Raw genomic sequence first — 17,326 nt, forward strand, 5'->3', positions numbered from 1 at the left:
ATGGCTCGGCGGATCGTCAGCGAGCCTCGTCGGCCATGCGCAGCCGCAGGCTGAGCGGGCGCATGTCGGTCCAGACCCGCTCGATGTGGTCCAGGCACTCCTGCCGGGTCCCGGAGGCGCCCTCGGCCCGCCAACCGGCGGGCAGCGCACGGTCGGCGAACCAGACCGAGTACTGCTCCTCGTGGTTGACCACGACCAGGTACTTCTCGTCCGCGGACATCTCTCTCCTCAACGGTCGCGTTGTTCCGCTTCTCCCGGACCCGGCTCCGGGTCCGTGGAGAAGTCGGGAAGGTGGATCCCGAGCCCCCGCGCCGCGGCCTCGTCCATGACGTGGGCGGCGAGGGCGGCGTCGAGGGCGCCGAGCCCGAAAGGCGAGAACACCGTCACGGCTCCGGCGTCATAGGGCAGCGCGGTGCCCGGGGCCAGCAGGTCGCCGATCTCGGCGGTGACGAATCCCCGGTTCCCGGCCAGCCGCGCGGCCAGGTCGAGCGAGGTCGCCTCGCGGCAGACGTGGTCGGTGTCGTCGACCACGTTCCTGGCCGCCAGGATCGACTCGGGGGTCAGGTCGCGCAGCGACACGTGCAGCACGACGGTGCCCGGCAGGCAGGAGTCCGTGCTCAGGTGCGGCTCGCCGGCGGTGGTGGCGAGGGAGACGATCCGGTGCGCGGCCAGCGCCTCCTCGACGTCACCGGCGATCTCGACCTTCAGGCCGGGCACCCGGGACGCGAACTCCCGGGCGCGCTCGGGGTCGAGGTCGAACACCGTGACCGTCGCCAGCTCGGGGAGCTGTGACCGCAGGAAGCGGAGGATCTCGAAGTTGATGACCCCGCAGCCGATCAGCGCGACCCCGCTCCGGACGCCGGCGGGAGCGTCGGCGGTGAGCATGGCCGCGGCCACGGCCGCGCCGGCCGCGGTGCGCCTGGCCGAGATGACCGCTCCCTCCAGCAGCGCCACCGGCCGGCCGTCCGTGACGGAGTTGAGCAGGATCGCGGCCGACGCCCGCTCCAGCCCGAGGGCCAGGTTCCCGGGGAACGACGCCACCCACTTGACCGCCGCGACCGGGCGCTCGCCCCCGACGTAGGCGGGCAGCGCGATGATCCGGTCGCGCGTGTTGCCGGGGAAACGCAGGAAGACCGAGTGCGGTACCGAGGTCTCCCGCCGCGAATGGGCCAGGTAGGCGTCCCTGACGGTCCGGCAGACGGCGTCCTCGGCGTCGTCCAGCACCGCCAGCACGTCGCTTCTACGGAGGATCAGCATGCCGTTTGCTCCTTCCAGAGGTGGGCGATGTCGCCGAACCTCTCCTCCACCCAGACGTCGGAGTAGATGGTGTCCAGGTACCGCTCGCCCCGGTCGGGCAGCAGCAGGACGCAGTTGGCTCCGGCCGGGATCTCCGCGAGCCGCTGCGCGACCGCGCTCACCACGGCGCCCGAGGAACCACCGCCCAGGATCGCCTCGACACCGACCAGCCGCCGGCAGCCGACCACGCAGTCCTGGTCGGTCATCCGGGCCACGGAGTGGGCGATGCCGTCGTAGTACAGCTCCGAGCGAATCGCCGCGCCGTGTCCCGGGATGAGTCGCTGGCAGGACGGCTCGCCGAAGATGGCGCTGCCCTCCGCGTCGACGGCGACGATGTGCGTGCCCAGCCCGTGGTCCGCGACGAACCTGGCGCACCCGTGAATGGTGCCGCAGGTTCCGGTGGCCACGAAGAGGTAGTCGACGTTCCCGTCGAGCTGCCGGACGACCTCCTGCATGATCGTTTCCTGGGCGCGGGCGTTGAGCGGGTTGGCGTACTGGTTGGGCCAGAACGCGTGGGGAATGTCGTGGACGAGCTCGCGGACGCGCCGGATCCTGGCGGACAGGAAGTCGCCCACCTCGTTGTCGGGCTCGCGCACGATGTCCAGCTCCGCCCCGTACGCGGCCAGGATCGCGAGGTTCTGGGCGGTCATCTTCGGATCCGCCACGCAGATGAACCGGAGGCCGAACCAGCGGCACACCTGCGCGAGCCCGATGCCGAGGTTGCCCGAGCTCGACTCGACGACCGTCGACTGGTTCGGGATGAGCTCGCCGCGCTCGATCGCCCCCAGCACCATGCCCATGGCGGACCGGTCCTTCATGCTGCCGCCCGGGTTCAACGACTCCAGCTTGGCGTGGAACCGGACCTGGGACTCCCCGAAGAGGCGCGTCAGCCGCACCAGGGGGGTCGCACCGACCGCGGAGAGGACGCCGTCACCGACCCGCGCGTTCACCGCCGTAGTCGTCCGGCCGGGGGGCGCACAGTCGATGGCCTCATATCCTGCGCTCACCGTTCCGCTCCGTCAGGCAATTCAGAAGATATGCTCCGCGAGACATTGGCACCTTTCCGGATGGCTTCATTCTCATGGGTTTCCGGCAGCACCCGCCAGAACCCGCCGAACATATTTACCGGGCCACCTCGAATGGCTGTCCACATCAGCGGGCCCCAAAACGTGGCCCGACCATAACCAGGGCGCCTCGACAGGGTCAATAGCGCAGGCCGCGGAAATGGTCATTGCCGCAAAAACTCCAGCCGTGCATGATAAGTCTCGACACCGCCGAATTATCGCACCGTATTCACCGAATGAACGGGCCGCCCGGCGCATTAATGTCGCTATTAGACGATGACCGGGAGCTGTCCCGCCGGCGGGACAGCTGGGCGACGCGGACCGCCGGGGAGCACGCCATGGCCGCTCCGACCCCCCGCACGCGAAGGAGAATGCCGAGATGACCACCATTTTGCCCGCTCCGGCGGGCCCGCTGAATAATGTTCGGCCGATGACCGGTGAGGAATACCTGGAGTCGTTGCGCGACGGCCGCGAGGTATATATCGGGGGCGAGCGCGTGCCGGACGTTACCACTCACCCGGCCTTCCGTAACAGCGCGCGTTCCATCGCCCGGCTGTACGACGCGCTACACGAACCGGAGGCCGCGGATGTATTGCGTGTGCCGACCGACACGGGAAACGGCGGATTCACCCATCCGTACTTCAAAACGGCCCGTTCCGCGGCCGATCTGGTCGCCTCCCGGGACGCGATCGTCGCCTGGCAACGGCTCGTCTACGGCTGGATGGGCCGCACCCCGGACTACAAGGCCGGCTTCTTCGGCACCCTGGAGGCCAACGCGGACTTCTACCGCCCGTTCCAGGACAACGCGCTGCGCTGGTACAGGGAGGCGCAGGAGCGGCTGCTCTACTTCAACCACGCGATCGCGCATCCTCCGGTCGACCGGGACCGGCCGGCCGACCGGACCGCGGACGTGTGCGTCCACGTCGAGGAGGAGACCGACTCCGGCCTGATCGTGTCCGGCGCGAAGGTCGTCGCGACCGGGTCCGCGATCACCAACGCGAACTTCATCGCCCACTTCGGCCTCCCGCTCAGGGACAAGAAGTTCGGCCTGGTCTTCACGGTGCCGACGAACTCCCCCGGCCTGAAGTTCATCTGCCGCACCTCCTACGAGCAGGCGGCGGCGGCGCAGGGCAGCCCCTTCGACTACCCGCTGTCCAGCCGGATGGACGAGAACGACAGCATCATGGTGTTCGACCGGGTGCACGTGCCCTGGGAGAACGTTTTCATGTACGACGCCGGCGCGGCCAACTCCTTCGCCGCCGGATCCGGTGTCCAGGAGCGCTTCACCTTCCACGGCTGCGCGCGGCTGGCCGTCAAGCTGGACTTCATCGCGGGCTGCGCGATGAAGGGCGTGGAGGCGACCGGCGTCTCGACGTTCCGCGGCGTGCAGGCCCAGATCGGCGAGATCCTCAACTGGCGCGACCTGTTCTGGGGGCTGTCCGACGCGATGGCCAAGTCGCCGACCTCGTGGCACGGCGACGCCGTGCAGCCGAACCTCAACTACGCCATGGCGTACCGCACGTTCATGGGCGTCGGCTATCCCCGCATCAAGGAGATCCTCCAGCAGACCCTCGGCAGCGGCCTGATCTACCTGAACTCGCACGCCGCCGACTGGAAGAACCCCGACGTGCGTCCCTACCTGGACCGCTACCTGCGCGGCTCGCGGGGCATCCAGGCCATCGACCGGGTCAAGCTGCTCAAGCTGCTCTGGGACTGCGTCGGCACCGAGTTCGCCGGACGCCACGAACTCTACGAGCGCTCCTACGCCGGCGACCACGAGGGCATCCGGGTGCAGACGCTGCAGTCCTACACGGCGAGCGGGCAGGCCCAGGCGCTGAAGGGCTTCGCCGAGCAGTGCATGGCCGAGTACGACCTCGACGGGTGGACCCGTCCCGACCTGATCGGCCCCGAGGGCCTGCCCGGCCACGCGCGTTGACACCGCCCCACGGAGATATCGCCCACACCGAAGGAACCAGCATTGGCCATCATCGCGCTTGAGCCGTTGGCCCGGCCCCGCCGGGAGTACCACCCGCTCGCGTGGAAACCGCTGTCGCTGATCGTCGCGGCCGTCGTCGTGCCGGTGGCGCTGCTCATCGACGGTTACGGCTACAACATCGACGAGCTCTACTTCATCGCGGCCGGTCGGCAGCCGGCCTGGGGATACGCCGACCAGCCGCCGCTCGTGCCGCTGCTGGCCGCGCTGACCGACGCCCTGTTCCCCGGTTCGCTGCTCGCGCTCCGGCTGCTGGACCTGCTCGTGGTCGCGGCCGGTGTCGTGGTCACCGCGCAGATCGCGCGGGAGATGGGCGGCCGGGGGCGGGCGCAGGTCATGGCGGCCGCCGCCTACGCGATCGCGTTCCTCGGCCAGGCGGGCAGGCTCGACACCGAGACCTTCGACGTCGTGCTGTGGATGACGGCCGGCCTGCTGGTGGTCCGCTGGGTCCGGCTGCGCGGCGAGGGCAGGACCGGCCGGAGCGCCGACCTGCCGCTGCTGTGGGCCGGCGTCGTCACGGCCGTGGCGTTGCAGGTCAAGTTCCTCATCCCGGTCTTCTGGGCGGCTCTGGCGGTGAGCGTGCTCGCGGTCGGCCCGCGCGACCTGCTGCGGCGGCCGGCGCTGTGGGCGGGGGCCGCGATCGCGGTGGTCGCCACGGTGCCCGGGCTGGTCTGGCAGACCGTCCACGGATGGCCGCAGCTCCAGGTGGCCGCCGCGCTGACCGGAGAGAACGAGATGCTCTGGGGCGGCCGACCGATGTTCCTGCCGCTGCTGCTGCTGGTCACCGGCATCCCGGTCGGGACGGTGCTGTTCTGCTACGGCCTGTGGGCGCTGCTGCGCTGCCCCGACCTGCGTGACCACCGCTTTCTCGGGTGGACCGTGCTCGGCGTGATCGCCGTCCTGCTCGCGGCCGGCGGCCGCTTCACCTACGTCGGCGGGGTGTTCCCCCTCGCCTTCGCGGCGGCGGCGGTACGGATGGAGCGGCACCGGCCGGCCCGCTGGTGGCGCTGGACCGTCAGCCGGCCGGTCTTCGTGCTGGCGGCGCTGCTGCCGCTGGTGCAGCTGCCGATCACCCCGGCCGCGGAGCTCAGGCAGCCGACCACCCCGCAGGAACGGTCGGACATGCTGGAGGCCTTCCTCCAGCTCGGCTGGCCCGAGCTCGCGAACTCGGTCACCCTGGCCTACAACGCGCTGCCACCGGCCACCCGGGACCGGACCACGATCCTCACCCGGTACTTCTGGCAGGCGGGCGCCCTGGAGGTGCTGGGCACCGGGCAGGGGCTGCCGCACCCGTACAGCGGGCACCGCGGGTACGGCTACCTGGCGACCCCGCCGGAGGAGCCGGGCCCGGTCCTCTACGTCGGCGGGATGGACGACGAGCTGCGGTCGATGTTCTCCGGCGTCCGGCAGGTGGGCACCGTCGAGGGCAGGATCGGCCTCGGGATCGGCACTCCGATCTGGTTCTGCGAGGGCCGTACCGCGGCCTGGTCGCGGATCTGGCCGCTGTTGAAGCGGGAGGACGCCGCCCGGCGGGCCAGACCGGGCTCCTGAAGGACCACATGCGTGAGGGCGGGCACCGGCCCGCCCTCACGCGCATACCCGTCAGACCTCGAAGTGCAGCGCCACCTGCCGGATCCGCTCGATCAGGGCCGCCTGCTGCAGGCTTCCCTCCTGCTGCGGCCGGACGTCGCCGCCGTGCAGCACCGAGCGCACGAAGGCGCCGATCACGTTCGCGAACTGGTGGTCGGCCGGCAGGATCAGTTCCTCGCGATGGTCCTGGCGCTCGACGCGCAGCACCGGCAGGTGCGTCTCCGGCGGGGTGAACACCCGGTCCAGCAGGATCCGGCCGGTGCTGCCCGAGAGCTGGTAGTCGTTCCGGTAGGAGTGCTCCATGCCGAAGGTGAGCTGCGCGGGGACGCCCTGCGGCGTGCAGAGCAGGACGCTCCCGGACATCACCACGTCCTGCTTCTGGTCGTGCCGGAAGACGGCGCCGATGACCTGAAGATCTCCGCCGAGGAAGTGCACCGCCGCGCGGACCGGGTAGCCGCCGAAATCCAGGAAGGCGCCGCCGCCGACGTCACGCTGGTAGCGGATGTCGCCCTCTGGTTTGGGAGGGATGGTGAAGGCGGCGGCGAAGCCGCGCAGCTCGCCGATCGCGCCGTCGGCGACCAGCTTGCGTACCGCGGCGTGCTGGGAGTGGTGCAGGAACATGTAGTTCTCCAGCAGCACCAGCCCGCGCGAGCGGGCCAGCGCCAGGAGCCTGCTCGTCTCCGCCTGGTTGTCGGTCATCGGCTTCTCGACCAGGACGTGCTTGCCGGATTCGAGCGTCCGCTCGATCCACTCCGCGTGCAACAGCGCCGGCAGCGGGATGTAGACGGCGTCGACGTCCGGACGGTCCAGCATCGACTCGTACCCCTTGAGCGGGACACCGCCGAACCGGTCGGTGAACGCGGTCGCCTTCCGCAGGTCACGGCTGGCAACCGCGGTGACCTGCACGTCCGCGTCGGCCACCATCGCGGGAAGGGTCCGCCGCCAGGCGATGTCCGCGCATCCCATGACTCCCATGCGAAGCCGGTCGGTGCTGACACTGATCATTGGTGCGACTCCACTCGGCATAGGACGGACAGAAGGCGATCGCGCGAACCCACCGCGGCATCCCGGTTCAGCGCTGCGGACCGGCCTTCAGCGCCGCGTAGTGCGCCAGGCAATCCTCGTAGGTGGGGAGCAGCCCCTTGGCCGCCGCCTCGGCCAGGGTGGGCGCGCCCGCGTCCTTGTCCGACATGATCGGCGGCTCGGTGAGATCCCACGGGATACCGATCTCAGGGTCCCGTGGATCGATCTCGAGCATCGTGCCCGGTTCGTACGCCTCCGAGCACAGGTAGTTCATGCAGGCGTCGTCGGTCAGCGCCAGGAAGGCGTGCCCGAGACCGTCGGCGAGATAGACCGCGATGCCGGACTTCTCGTCCTGCAGCGTCGTCTCGTACTTCCCATACGTCGGCGAGCCGACCCTCAGGTCCACCACGACGTCCAGCACCGCGCCGCGCACGCAGGTGACCAGTTTGGCCTGACCCGGCGGGAGCGCGGTGCCGTGGATGCCGCGCAGCGTGTTGCGGCGGCTCGACGAGTAGTTGGCCTGGCCGACGGTGAAGGGGTAGCCGATCGCATCGGAGATCACCTCGGAGCGGAACGCCTCGTAGAAGTATCCGCGCCGGTCGTCGTACTTGGTCGGCGTCAACCGGTAGGCGTCCGGCACCGACAGCTCGGTCACCATCATCGAGTCGAACATCCGCCACCACACTCCTGAGTGAGAACGTCACGGCCGGCGATCGGCTCGCCGGCCTTCCGATAGCTACGCGGCCCGGCCCGCACGGTAGCCCACGATCAGTACAGGCTGTGCATGCAGGTGAGCAGGCTGCGGGCCTCGATGTTGAGGTAGTGGCCGTGCCGCAGCAGGTCTGTGAGCTGGCGGACGGTCATCCAGCGGAAGTTCGCCGGCAGGTCGAGGGAGAAGTCCTCACCGACCTCGGCGATCTGGTAGCGGGTCAGGGCCTGGTAGAAGCGCCCGCCCTCCTCGGAGAGCACCGCGTCGTAGCGCATGGTCGCGTTGGCCAGGGCGTCACGCAGCAGGAGGTCCTCGATCTCCGTGACCCCCGCCCCCGGCAGCAGCTGCACGGTCGGCGCCATCTCCACCATGTCCATCAGGCCGAACTCCGGTCTGGCCTGGACCAGCAGGTGCAGCACCCCGTCGATGGGTCGCGCGACGAACATCGCGCGCCCCTCCCCGCGGGGGAACAGCAGCGGCTGGGTCCACCGCTTGACCTCCCTGGTCCCGGCCTCCACCTCGGCCGCGATGATCCGGAAGTGCCGGCCCTCGCCGTCGGTGATCTCGTCGTCGGTCCGCTCCCAGCCGCCGACCTTCGCCAGCGGCACCAGGCGGGCCGTCCAGTCGCACCGGGTCTTCGTCTCGGTGAACCAGCTCAGCACCTCGCCGACGCCGGCATCGTCCGGCCGGTACCGGTAGGAGCGGATGAGCGCGTCCCTGAACGGGTCTCCGGTCGACGCGTCCTCCTCGTCCGGCAGCTCGACCGGCAGGCAGGACAGGACCGTGCGGGCGTCCATGTTGACCAGGTTGTCGACCTGGATGAGCTCGCGGATCTGGGCCAGGGTGAGCCAGCGGTAGTCCTCGTGCACCGGCACGTCGCCGGTCATGAGCACCACCATGTTGCGGTTGCGCTTGCGCCAGAACCAGGCCCCCTGCTCCGACTGCAGGACGTCCACCAGCACCTGGCCTCGGGCCGGTCCGACGAAGCACTCCAGGTACCTGGTGCCGGCGCCGCGGTGCACCTGGGTGTAGTTGCTCCGGGTCGCCTGGACGGTCGGTGACAGTTGCAGCGTGTTGATGTTGCCCGGTTCCATCTTCGCCTGCATCAGGCAGTGCAGGACGCCGTCGAACTCCTTCACCACGATGCCGAGAATCCCGATCTCCGGCTGGTTGATGATCGGCTGCGACCACGTCTCCCGGCCGCCGTCGCGGACCTGCAGGCCCTCGATGGTGAAGAAGCGCCCGCTGGCGTGCGCCAGGTTGCCGGTGTCCGGCTCGAAGTTCCAGTCGTCCAGCCGGGAGAAGGGGATCCGCTCCACCATGAAGCGACCGCTGCGGTGCCGGTCGGCCCACCAGTCGTGGAACTCCTCGGTGGACATGAGCGCCCCGTCGTCGGCCGCCGAGATCCGGCGCGTCGGCGCGCCGGCCGCCTCCCCGGTCTGCGCGCGCGAAGCCGCGAGTCGCGTCATGATGGGTCCCTTCCCGTCCTCGGTGCGGTTTTCTTCAGACCTTCGCCAGGACGTCGCGGAGCGTGTCGATGACCCGTTCCTGGTCGATGTCGGAGAGCGAGGCGTACATGGGCAGGGAGAAGATCTCGTCGGCCACCGTCTCGGTGACCGGCAGGGAGCCCTTCCGGTAGCCGAGGTGTGCGAAGCCCGACTGGGTGTGCACCGGCCACGGGTAGCTGATGTTCAACACGATGCCGTGCGCCTTGAGCGCCTCAAGGATCCTGTCCCGCTTCGGGTGACGCACCACGTGGACGTAGTACACGTGGTCGTTGCCGGGAGCGGTCTTCGGGGTCACCAGGTCGGTGCCGGCGAAGGCCTCCGCGTAGCGGGCCGCGATCACCCGCCGCCTGGCGATGTAGTCGTCGAGCCGGGTCAGCTTGCGGCGCAGGATCTCGGCCTGCACCTCGTCCAGCCGGCTGTTGTATCCGGGCGTGGAGACAACGTAGTACTGGCTCTCCATCCCGTAGTAGCGCAGGCGGCGCAGGTTCGCGTCCACCTCCGCGTCCCGGGTCATGGTGGCGCCGCCGTCGCCGTAGGCGCCCAGCACCTTGGTGGGGTAGAAGGAGAACGCCGCGACCTGCCCCATCGAGCCGGCGATCCGGCCGTGGTGGCGGGCGCCGTGCGCCTGCGCGCAGTCCTCCAGGATCGGCAGGTTGTGCTCGGCGGCGATCGCCTCCAGCGGCGCCATGTCGACGCACTGCCCGTACAGGTGGACCGCCACGATGCATCGCGTGCGGTCGGTGACGAGGGCGGCCACCTGCTCGACGTTCATCAGGTAGGTGTCGGGGTCGATGTCGGCGAACACCGGCGTCGCGCCGACCGCGTCGATCGCGACGACCGTCGGGGCGGCCGTGTTCGAGACGGTGATCACCTCGTCACCGGCGCCGACGCCGAGGGCGCGCAGGCCGAGCACGATCGCGTTGGTGCCGTTGTCGACGCCCACACAGTGCGGGACGCCGTGGTAGGCGGCGAACTCCTCCTCGAACGCCTGTACGCTCGGCCCGAGCACCAGCCGTCCCGAACGGAACACCGTGTCGACCGCGTCGAGGATGTCGTCACGTTCCTTCTCGTACTCCGGCAAATAACCCCACACGAAAAGGGTCATCGGGGCACGTCACCTCCAATGCGCGAGGGCCCGTCCAGCAACTGGCCGCGGGCTCGGACGACGGGTTTCAGACGATGTGCTTGAGCAGGTCCACTCCGTGCACGTCCCAGGCCTCGCGGTAGATCGCGAAGACGTGGACGTCCAGGACCTGGCCGTGGAAGTACGTGTGCCTGGGCAGGACCGCCTCCGCCTCGACCATCAGCGCGTGCGGCTCGGCGAACCCCAGGCTCTCGATGCCGGGATCGGTGGCGTGGAAGTAGACCTTGCGCGTGCGCCACATCGCGAAGGCGAAGTTGACCGTGAGCGCGGCCGCGTCCGTCCGGATCTCGTCCGGCTGGCCGGCCAGGTGGACGTCGGCCTTGAGGTGGCCCGCCGGGGCGAGTTCGGACAGCGTGCTGAACCCGACGACCTCCCCGGTGTCCTTGCGGTGCACCAGGAAACAGGCGGACAACCCCTGGCCGAAGGTGTCGACGAACCTGTCGATCACCGGCAGACCGCTGTGCCCCAGTCGGAACAGGATGTCGTAGACCTTGGCGGCGTCCTTGACGCCCGTGGGCCGCAGCTCGATCTGCCTGGACTCGGTGTAAGGAAACAACATTTCTTGGTCATCCTCGTTTCGGAGCCGAGCTCCGGCGACATGAAATGGCATTCACGCGCCAATGGCACAGATTCTTCGGGAAACGCGCACGGATCATCACCTGTCCCGCCGGCGGGACAGGTGGACACACACCGAATCAGTACATCGGCCGGAAATCCTTCGGGTGTTCACCAGATCTATCACATCGGCACGATCACCGGCACCCCGCCGGTTATTTCAGGTAGCCGGACAAGAACGGTGATCGGGGTCAACGCTATTGCCCCCACCATGAGGCCGTGACTACTGTCGTCGGCGTTTAGGCGTCCGCCGACAAAGCCTCGTTTAGGAGCGGGTCCGCGAAAGCACTTCCAAGTTTTGTCGATTCGGACCTCGCGTGGACATCGCCGCGACCGCACGAAAGGACGAAAGATATGTCAGACAATGACCTGGCCACCGATGTCGACCTCACCCTGGTCGACGATGTGGAGCGCATGGTCCGGGGTATCGCCGAAATGATCTGCGCCGAGCAGCCCGATGTGCCGCAGCCGGAGTCGCTGCACGACCTCGACTCGTTCTCGATGGTCCAGATCCTGCTGGAGCTGGAGAACACCACACAGCTCAAACTGCTGGAGCGGTTCGAGGGCTTCCAGGGCGAGACGTTCCGCGACCTCGCGGAGTTCATCGTCAAGTTCACCGTGGAGGACGATCAGGAGAAGCAGCAGGGAGCCACGGAGGCACCCCGGGAGCAGGCGTCGCCGGTTTAGCCGCCGGCCCGTGCGCTGTCCCGCCAGCGAGACAGCGCAGTGGCGGCAGTACCGGAATCCCGGGTGTCGGCCGACCAAACAATGCGCCTGGGAAAACGGGCGCAGAATAATCCGTGGAATGCCACTGGGGCCACTTTTACCGGCAGGCCGTTCATTGCGCCCGGAGTACCATTGACCCAGGATGATGATATGCCCGACACATTGCACGTGATCTCTCCCGAACCGGCCCGGGAACCACTCAGGTTGCACCCCCCGAGGCATCGGATCGAGCGGCGGTCGATCCTTATGTGGACGCTCAACGCGCTGATCTGGGGAATATTCGTCGTCGGCGCTCTCAGTGTGCTGTACGCGCTGGTTCCGGATACCCGGCCGTGGCTGGGCCCGGTGATCTGGATTTTCTCGGCGATTTACGCGGTGAACGTGGCGGTCATGCCGACCTGGCGTTATCTGGTGCACCGCTGGGAGATCAACGACCAGGCCGTCTACGCGCTCAACGGCTGGATCACCCGTGAGTGGCGGATCACCCCCATCTCGCGCATCCAGTCCGTGGAGACCAGAAGGGGTCCGCTGCAGAACGTGCTGGGCCTGGCCACGCTCAAGGTGACCACCGCCTCCAGGGAGGGCGGGATCACCATCGACGGGCTGGACGCGGAGGTGGCCGAGGAGTGCTCGCGCCGGCTCACCGAGATCACCCAGGCCACTCCGGGAGATGCCACGTGAGCACCACCCGGTCGGCGGACGAACCGCTCCGGACGGACCCGCCGCCCGCCGATCCGCCACCGCCCGCTGACTCACCGCCGCCCGCCGACCCGTCGCCGCCGGCCACGAAGGCGGCGGCCGAGGCCGTCGAGGTGGTCGACGACGGGGTGGGCTGGCAACGGCTGAGCAGCCGGGTGGCGTGGGTCGACGGGCTGAGATTCGTGCTCAGCCTGATCCCCAGCTTTCTCACCATGTTCGTCTTCGACCGGGGTTTCGACGCCTGGCCGGTCCTCATCATCACCGTGGTCGGCACCACGGTCAGCATCCTGAACCTGCGGCGCTGGCTGACCACCAGGTACCGGCTGACCACCGACCGGGTCGAGATCCGCCGAGGGGTGCTGGTCCGCAAGTACCGCTCCGTCCCCAGGGACCGGATCCGCACGGTGGACACCACCGCGAAGTTCCGGCACCGGATCGCCGGGCTCCGCGTGCTGCACATCGCCTCCGGCGAGGCACGCACCTCTTTCAAACTCGACGCCATCCCCAAGAAGGCGGCCGAGGAGCTCCGCGACGAGCTGCTGCGCGATCGAGGGAGCACGGATCCCCGCGAGGACGTGACTCCCGAGAACGACCGCCCGGCGCCCCAGGAGACCGTCATCGCGCGGCTCAGCTGGTCCTGGATCCCGTACAACGTGATCAGTATCTGGTCCTTCCTGGCCGCGGGGCTGTTCCTGTTGAGTGCCAGCCTGACGCTGCAGATGTTCGACGTCGACCTCTGGGAGATCATCGGTAACCTGGCCGGCTGGGCGGACCTCGGCCTGGGCTGGTCGATCGCCGTCGGGGCCACGGGCTGCTTCGTCGTGGGCACCGTCGGCCTGACGATCACCTTCTTCAAGGAGAAGTGGAACTTCGAGCTGGTCCGCACCACGACCGATGACGGCGGCACGGCGCTGCTCACCCGGCAGGGGCTGTTCGGGACCCGCGAGGTATACCGCGACGACAGGCGCCTGCGCGGGGTTCACATCAGCGAACCGCTGCTCTCCCGATGGATGGGACTGGCCGAGACAGAGGTCATCTCGACCGGGCTGCGGTGGATCCCCGGGAGCGACGCGTCCAGCAGCATCCTGCCGCGCGCGCACATCGGCGAGGCGCGCCGGGTGGCGATCCTGGTCCTCGGAGACGAGCACCGGCCGCTGGAGGCGGCACTCCGCGCCCACCCGCGCGCCGCGCTGTACCGCCGGCTGATCTGGGCCGTCTACATGCCGGGGATCGTCGCCGGCCTGCTGGCCTGGCTGGGGGCGACCGGCGCCGTCCCCGGCCGGATCTGGCTGGTCCTCGTCGCGCTGATGCCGGTGACCTGCCTTTTGGCGTTCGTGGCGTACCGGTCACTGGGGCACACGCTGGCCGGGCCTTACCTGGTGATGCGATCCGGGGTGGTGCGGCGCAACACGGTCGTGCTGCAGTGCCGGGGAGTGATCGGCTGGACGTTCAGCCAGTCGCTTCTGCAGCGCGCGCTGGGGCTGATGACCATCCGGGTGTCGACCGCGGCCGGGGCTCGCTCGTACGAGATACCGGACGTCGCCGCGGACCAGGCCGTGACGTTCGCGCACGGCGGGACCCCGGAACTGGTGTCCGAATTCCTGGTCAACGACAACCCGTCCAGCTGACCCCGCTCACCTACCTGGTGGACAGGAGGTAGAAATGCGCCAGACCAACCTCACGGATGACTTTTCCGTGAGCGCGATCGGCCTCGGCTGTAGCTCGATGTCACACGGCTACGGACCGGCCGACCGGGATGACGAGGAGTCCGTCCGGGTCATCCACCGGGCCATCGACTACGGCATCGACATCTTCGACACCGCGGACGTCTACGGGCCGTACACCAACGAACAACTGCTCGGGCGCGCGCTCGGATCGCACCGGGACGACGTGACGATCGCCACCAAGTGCGGCCTGGTGGTCGGGCCGGACGGCAAGTTCCGTCGCAACGGCCGGCCCGAGTACCTGCGGACCGCCTGTGAGGGATCGCTCCGCCGGCTCGGGACCGACTCCATCGGGTTGTACCAGCTGCACCGGGTCGACCCGGCCGTCCCGCTCGTCGAGACCTGGGGAGCGCTGGGCGAGCTGGTCACCGAGGGCAAGGTCCGGGCGCTCGGCATCTCCCATGCCACCTGCGAGGAGCTGGAGTTGGTCCACTCGGTGTTCCCGATCACCGCGGTCCAGTACGAGCTGTCGGTATGGTCCACGGGCACCCTCGACGACGTCCTGCCGTGGAGTCAGAAGAACGGCGTGGGGTTCCTCGCCTTTGCTCCGCTGGGCCGCGGGTACCTGTCCGGCCACGTCGACCACACCGCCCTGGGCGCGGACGACTCCCGCAGCCGGGACCCGCGCTTCAGCCCTGATGCGATGAGCGTCAACCAGGCGATCGTCGAGGGCCTGCGCTCGATAGGCGCCCGGCACGAAGTCACCTCGGCGCAGGTGGCGATCGCCTGGACGATGGCCCAGGGCGGCAACGTCGTCCCCATCCCGGGAACGAGGCGACGGCACTGGCTCGGGGACAACGCGGCCGCGGTCGATCTGCTCCTCACTCCCGAGGATCTGCGCGACATCCACAACCTCCCGTCGGCGGTGGGCGAGATGAGCTGGGACCAGTTCCGTTCCACCGGCTCGCCGACGCATCGGAGCTGACCCAGATGACAGGACCCAAAAAGTTGATCTTTCCGCATACGGCGTCACGCCGCGTCGTGCTCCATCCCGCGAGCGGTACCGACCAGGCCGGCTTCGCCCAGGTATTCGTACGTACCGGGGTGGAGAGCGTCCGCCCGGCGGTACGGCCGGCCCGGGGAACGATGCGCGCCCACGCCGCGTTCCACGTCTCCACAACCGCCACCAACGAGCGTCTGGGCTTCGCCGGCCTGCACGCGCTGGACCCGGCCGGGCATGTCAGGTGCGCCGTCTACCTGGACCCCCAGCGGGCCCGGCTGGGCGTGGGCTCCGAGGCCATCCTGCTGATGATCAACTATGCCTTCGCCACACTGAACATCGACCGGGTGATCGGGCAGACCACCGAGGCCAGCTTCACCTCCTTCGGGATCACCGGGGGCGACAGGGAGATCGGCGCTCTGCACGATCACATGTACTTCCGCGGACGCCTGTGGGACCTGCACAACTTCGAGATCGAGCGTCCGAACTGGGAGGAGTACATCGACCGGAACGCCACCGGCGTGCTTCCCTCGCCGCTGAGCTGGCGGGCCGCGCCGCCCCGGCCCCTTGAGGTGTCCTGACGGCCCGCTGGACGTCGCGCCGTCCCCGTCGCGGCTCATCCGCTCCGGCAACGTGAAGGAGAACACATGGCAACCACGGCCGCGAAACCGCTGATCACCGTACTCGGCGCCTCGGGCCTGCTGGGCACGGCCGTCGCCCGCGAGCTGGCGGCCAGGCCGGTCCGGCTCCGGCTGGTCGGGCGCCGCCCCACCTCCGTTCCGTCCGAACCGCGCGCCGATGTCGAGGTGCGCATCGCCGACCTGACCCACGGCGGCGCCCTCGCCTCCGCGGTCGACGGCGCCGACGCGGTGATCCACCTGGTCGCGCACATGGGCAACGCGAGCACGTGGCGGGCCGCCGCGGTCGACCCCACCGCGGAACGGGTCAACCTGGGCCTGGTCCACGATCTCATCGACGCGGTCCGGACGCGGCGCCCGGCGCGGCCGCCGGTGGTGCTGTTCGCCGGATCGGTGTCGCAGGGAGGGCGTTCCTCGTCGGCCCGGTTCGACGGCAGCGAACCGGACGAGCCGCTGACCGCCTACGACCAGCACAAGCTGGACGCCGAGCGCGCGATCAGGGCGGCCGACGCCGAGGGGCTGATCCGGGGGAGCACGTTGCGACTGGCGACCCTCTACAGCCGGGGTACGGATCCGATCGCACTGGACCGGGGCGTGGTCTCGGTCATGATGCGCCGGGCGTTCACCGAGCAGCCACTGACGATGTGGAACGGCGGCGCCCCCAAGCGCGACCTGCTCTGTGTCGACGACGCGGCCACCGCGTTCGTCGCCGCGCTGGACCAGGCCGACGTGGTCTCCGGCCGGCACTGGCTGATCGGCACGGGCCAGGCGACCAGTGTCGCCGACCTGTTCACGATGATCGCGAAGGTCGTCGCCACTCAGTCGGGGCGGCCTCCGGTCCCGGTCGTCCCGGTCTCGCCGGCGGAGCACTCCATGCCCACGGACACGATGGATTTCGTCGCCGATCCGGCCATGTTCCAGAGGGCCACCGGCTGGGCACCCCGCGTGTCACTGCTGGACGGGCTGGAGGGCGCGGCAGCCGCCATCGCCCACGAGCCCACCTGACCGTCGCAACCCGAGGAGGGAAAGTTCGGTGCGAGTCCTGTTCGCCGTGAACCGAGAGAAGAGCATTTTCCAGTACCTCGTGCCGCTGGCCTGGGCGCTGCGCACGGCGGGCCACGAGGTGCGCGTGGCCGGCCAGCCCTCCTTCGCCAAGGTGATCACCCAGGCCGGGCTGACGGCCGTGCCGCTGGGCGACGACCGCAACCCGTGGCGGATCACGGAGAACAGGCAGGACAGGCTGGATGCCCTCCGCGCCGGCATCATGGCACCGTACGACGCCTTCGACGACCCCGCGAAGGCCACCTTGGAGTACCTCAAGCCGGGGATGCTCAAGGCGACACAGGGGTGGCACCGGGTGAGCAACTTCCCGATCATCAAGGAACTGGTGGACTTCGCCCGGCACTGGCAGCCCGACCTGGTCGTCTGGGCACCGCTGACCTTCGCCGGAGCGATCGCCGCCAAGGCCTGCGGGGCGGCGCATACCCGGCTGCTGTTCGGCATCGACGTCTACGGCGGCGTCCACCGGCTCTACCGGCGGCTCAACGAGCGGCAGCCGCCCAAGGACCGTGCCGACCCGCTCGCCGACTGGCTGGCCGGCTACGGCCGCAAGTACGGCTTCGACTTCACCGAGGACATGCTCACCGGGAACTTCACC

The 17,326-nt window shown here is 69.3% G+C and carries 16 protein-coding genes and 1 pseudogene; 9 read left to right on the forward strand and 8 right to left on the reverse strand.

Annotation, left to right across the window (positions count from 1 at the left end; genetic code table 11):
* Positions 1–16: 16 nt before the first annotated feature.
* From ABZU75_RS19550 to sbnA, 3 genes are read right to left on the reverse strand one after another with little or no spacing between them, the layout of a single operon-like run.
* Complete coding sequence (locus tag ABZU75_RS19550) at positions 17–220, reverse strand: MbtH family NRPS accessory protein (RefSeq protein WP_326645853.1); 204 nt, start codon at positions 218–220, stop codon at positions 17–19.
* 8 nt (positions 221–228) lie between these two features.
* Complete coding sequence (gene sbnB / locus ABZU75_RS19555) at positions 229–1,257, reverse strand: 2,3-diaminopropionate biosynthesis protein SbnB (RefSeq protein ID WP_355555822.1); 1,029 nt, start codon at positions 1,255–1,257, stop codon at positions 229–231.
* Positions 1,251–2,303: a 2,3-diaminopropionate biosynthesis protein SbnA gene (gene sbnA / locus ABZU75_RS19560; protein WP_355555824.1), complete on the reverse strand. Its 1,053-nt coding sequence runs from the start codon at positions 2,301–2,303 to the stop codon at positions 1,251–1,253. Before sbnA ends, sbnB begins: the two co-directional genes overlap by 7 nt.
* A gap of 487 nt (positions 2,304–2,790) precedes the next feature.
* Here sbnA and ABZU75_RS19565 point away from each other — a divergent pair, with 487 nt between their 5' ends.
* Both ABZU75_RS19565 and ABZU75_RS19570 read left to right on the forward strand, forming a co-directional pair.
* A complete protein-coding gene (locus ABZU75_RS19565) occupies positions 2,791–4,296 on the forward strand; it encodes a 4-hydroxyphenylacetate 3-hydroxylase N-terminal domain-containing protein (RefSeq protein WP_355555826.1) in 1,506 nt (501 codons plus the stop codon).
* Positions 4,297–4,338: 42 nt separating this feature from the next.
* Entirely contained in the window at positions 4,339–5,904 is a 1,566-nt protein-coding gene (locus ABZU75_RS19570; protein WP_355555828.1) for a glycosyltransferase family 39 protein, read from the forward strand.
* Between the two features lie 51 nt (positions 5,905–5,955).
* On the opposite strand, the gene ABZU75_RS19575 is transcribed toward ABZU75_RS19570, so the two are convergent.
* From ABZU75_RS19575 to ABZU75_RS19595, 5 genes are all read right to left on the reverse strand, one after another.
* Entirely contained in the window at positions 5,956–6,948 is a 993-nt protein-coding gene (locus ABZU75_RS19575; protein WP_355555830.1) for a Gfo/Idh/MocA family oxidoreductase, read from the reverse strand.
* A gap of 67 nt (positions 6,949–7,015) precedes the next feature.
* Positions 7,016–7,639, reverse strand: coding sequence for a dTDP-4-dehydrorhamnose 3,5-epimerase (rfbC, locus tag ABZU75_RS19580; protein ID WP_355555832.1), 624 nt, complete (start codon positions 7,637–7,639; stop codon positions 7,016–7,018).
* 95 nt (positions 7,640–7,734) lie between these two features.
* Complete coding sequence (locus tag ABZU75_RS19585; protein ID WP_355555834.1) at positions 7,735–9,144, reverse strand: NDP-hexose 2,3-dehydratase family protein; 1,410 nt, start codon at positions 9,142–9,144, stop codon at positions 7,735–7,737.
* 34 nt (positions 9,145–9,178) lie between these two features.
* Complete coding sequence (locus ABZU75_RS19590; protein WP_350961424.1) at positions 9,179–10,288, reverse strand: DegT/DnrJ/EryC1/StrS family aminotransferase; 1,110 nt, start codon at positions 10,286–10,288, stop codon at positions 9,179–9,181.
* Positions 10,289–10,355: 67 nt separating this feature from the next.
* A complete protein-coding gene (locus ABZU75_RS19595; RefSeq protein ID WP_355555837.1) occupies positions 10,356–10,886 on the reverse strand; it encodes a hypothetical protein in 531 nt (176 codons plus the stop codon).
* A 410-nt stretch (positions 10,887–11,296) separates the two neighbouring features.
* Between ABZU75_RS19595 and ABZU75_RS19600 the strand changes: the two genes are divergently transcribed.
* The 7 genes and pseudogenes from ABZU75_RS19600 to ABZU75_RS19630 all read left to right on the forward strand — a co-directional run.
* Positions 11,297–11,629: a hypothetical protein gene (locus ABZU75_RS19600; protein WP_355555839.1), complete on the forward strand. Its 333-nt coding sequence runs from the start codon at positions 11,297–11,299 to the stop codon at positions 11,627–11,629.
* 189 nt (positions 11,630–11,818) lie between these two features.
* Positions 11,819–12,349, forward strand: coding sequence for a PH domain-containing protein (locus tag ABZU75_RS19605; protein WP_355555841.1), 531 nt, complete (start codon positions 11,819–11,821; stop codon positions 12,347–12,349).
* Complete coding sequence (locus ABZU75_RS19610; protein ID WP_355555843.1) at positions 12,346–13,995, forward strand: PH domain-containing protein; 1,650 nt, start codon at positions 12,346–12,348, stop codon at positions 13,993–13,995. The genes ABZU75_RS19605 and ABZU75_RS19610 overlap by 4 nt, the downstream gene beginning before the upstream one ends.
* Positions 13,996–14,029: 34 nt before the next feature.
* Positions 14,030–15,016 carry an aldo/keto reductase gene (locus ABZU75_RS19615; RefSeq protein WP_355555845.1) on the forward strand — a complete coding sequence of 329 codons (987 nt, stop codon included), beginning with the start codon at positions 14,030–14,032 and terminating at the stop codon, positions 15,014–15,016.
* Positions 15,017–15,039: 23 nt separating this feature from the next.
* Entirely contained in the window at positions 15,040–15,612 is a 573-nt protein-coding gene (locus tag ABZU75_RS19620) for a GNAT family N-acetyltransferase (protein ID WP_355555847.1), read from the forward strand.
* A gap of 66 nt (positions 15,613–15,678) precedes the next feature.
* Positions 15,679–16,674, forward strand: a complete 996-nt coding sequence (locus ABZU75_RS19625; RefSeq protein WP_355555849.1) for an NAD-dependent epimerase/dehydratase — start codon at positions 15,679–15,681, stop codon at positions 16,672–16,674.
* Between the two features lie 28 nt (positions 16,675–16,702).
* A pseudogene (locus ABZU75_RS19630) lies at positions 16,703–17,326 on the forward strand (glycosyl transferase); the annotation flags it as partial.

Origin of the sequence: Streptosporangium sp. NPDC005286 (genome assembly GCF_040607515.1) — a bacterium.
In the GTDB taxonomy this organism is placed as follows: Bacteria; Actinomycetota; Actinomycetes; order Streptosporangiales; family Streptosporangiaceae; genus Streptosporangium.

Excerpts from the sequence above, each read along its gene's own strand:
- ABZU75_RS19550 (WP_326645853.1), bottom strand. The coding sequence starts at position 220 with ATGTCCGCGGACGAGAAGTACCTGGTCGTGGTCAACCACGAGGAGCAG.
- sbnB (WP_355555822.1), bottom strand. The coding sequence starts at position 1,257 with ATGCTGATCCTCCGTAGAAGCGACGTGCTGGCGGTGCTGGACGACGCC.
- ABZU75_RS19565 (WP_355555826.1), top strand. The coding sequence starts at position 2,791 with ATGACCGGTGAGGAATACCTGGAGTCGTTGCGCGACGGCCGCGAGGTA.
- ABZU75_RS19575 (WP_355555830.1), bottom strand. The coding sequence starts at position 6,948 with ATGATCAGTGTCAGCACCGACCGGCTTCGCATGGGAGTCATGGGATGC.
- rfbC (WP_355555832.1), bottom strand. The coding sequence starts at position 7,639 with ATGTTCGACTCGATGATGGTGACCGAGCTGTCGGTGCCGGACGCCTAC.
- ABZU75_RS19585 (WP_355555834.1), bottom strand. The coding sequence starts at position 9,144 with ATGACGCGACTCGCGGCTTCGCGCGCGCAGACCGGGGAGGCGGCCGGC.
- ABZU75_RS19590 (WP_350961424.1), bottom strand. The coding sequence starts at position 10,288 with ATGACCCTTTTCGTGTGGGGTTATTTGCCGGAGTACGAGAAGGAACGT.
- ABZU75_RS19595 (WP_355555837.1), bottom strand. The coding sequence starts at position 10,886 with ATGTTGTTTCCTTACACCGAGTCCAGGCAGATCGAGCTGCGGCCCACG.
- ABZU75_RS19600 (WP_355555839.1), top strand. The coding sequence starts at position 11,297 with ATGTCAGACAATGACCTGGCCACCGATGTCGACCTCACCCTGGTCGAC.
- ABZU75_RS19605 (WP_355555841.1), top strand. The coding sequence starts at position 11,819 with ATGCCCGACACATTGCACGTGATCTCTCCCGAACCGGCCCGGGAACCA.
- ABZU75_RS19615 (WP_355555845.1), top strand. The coding sequence starts at position 14,030 with ATGCGCCAGACCAACCTCACGGATGACTTTTCCGTGAGCGCGATCGGC.
- ABZU75_RS19625 (WP_355555849.1), top strand. The coding sequence starts at position 15,679 with ATGGCAACCACGGCCGCGAAACCGCTGATCACCGTACTCGGCGCCTCG.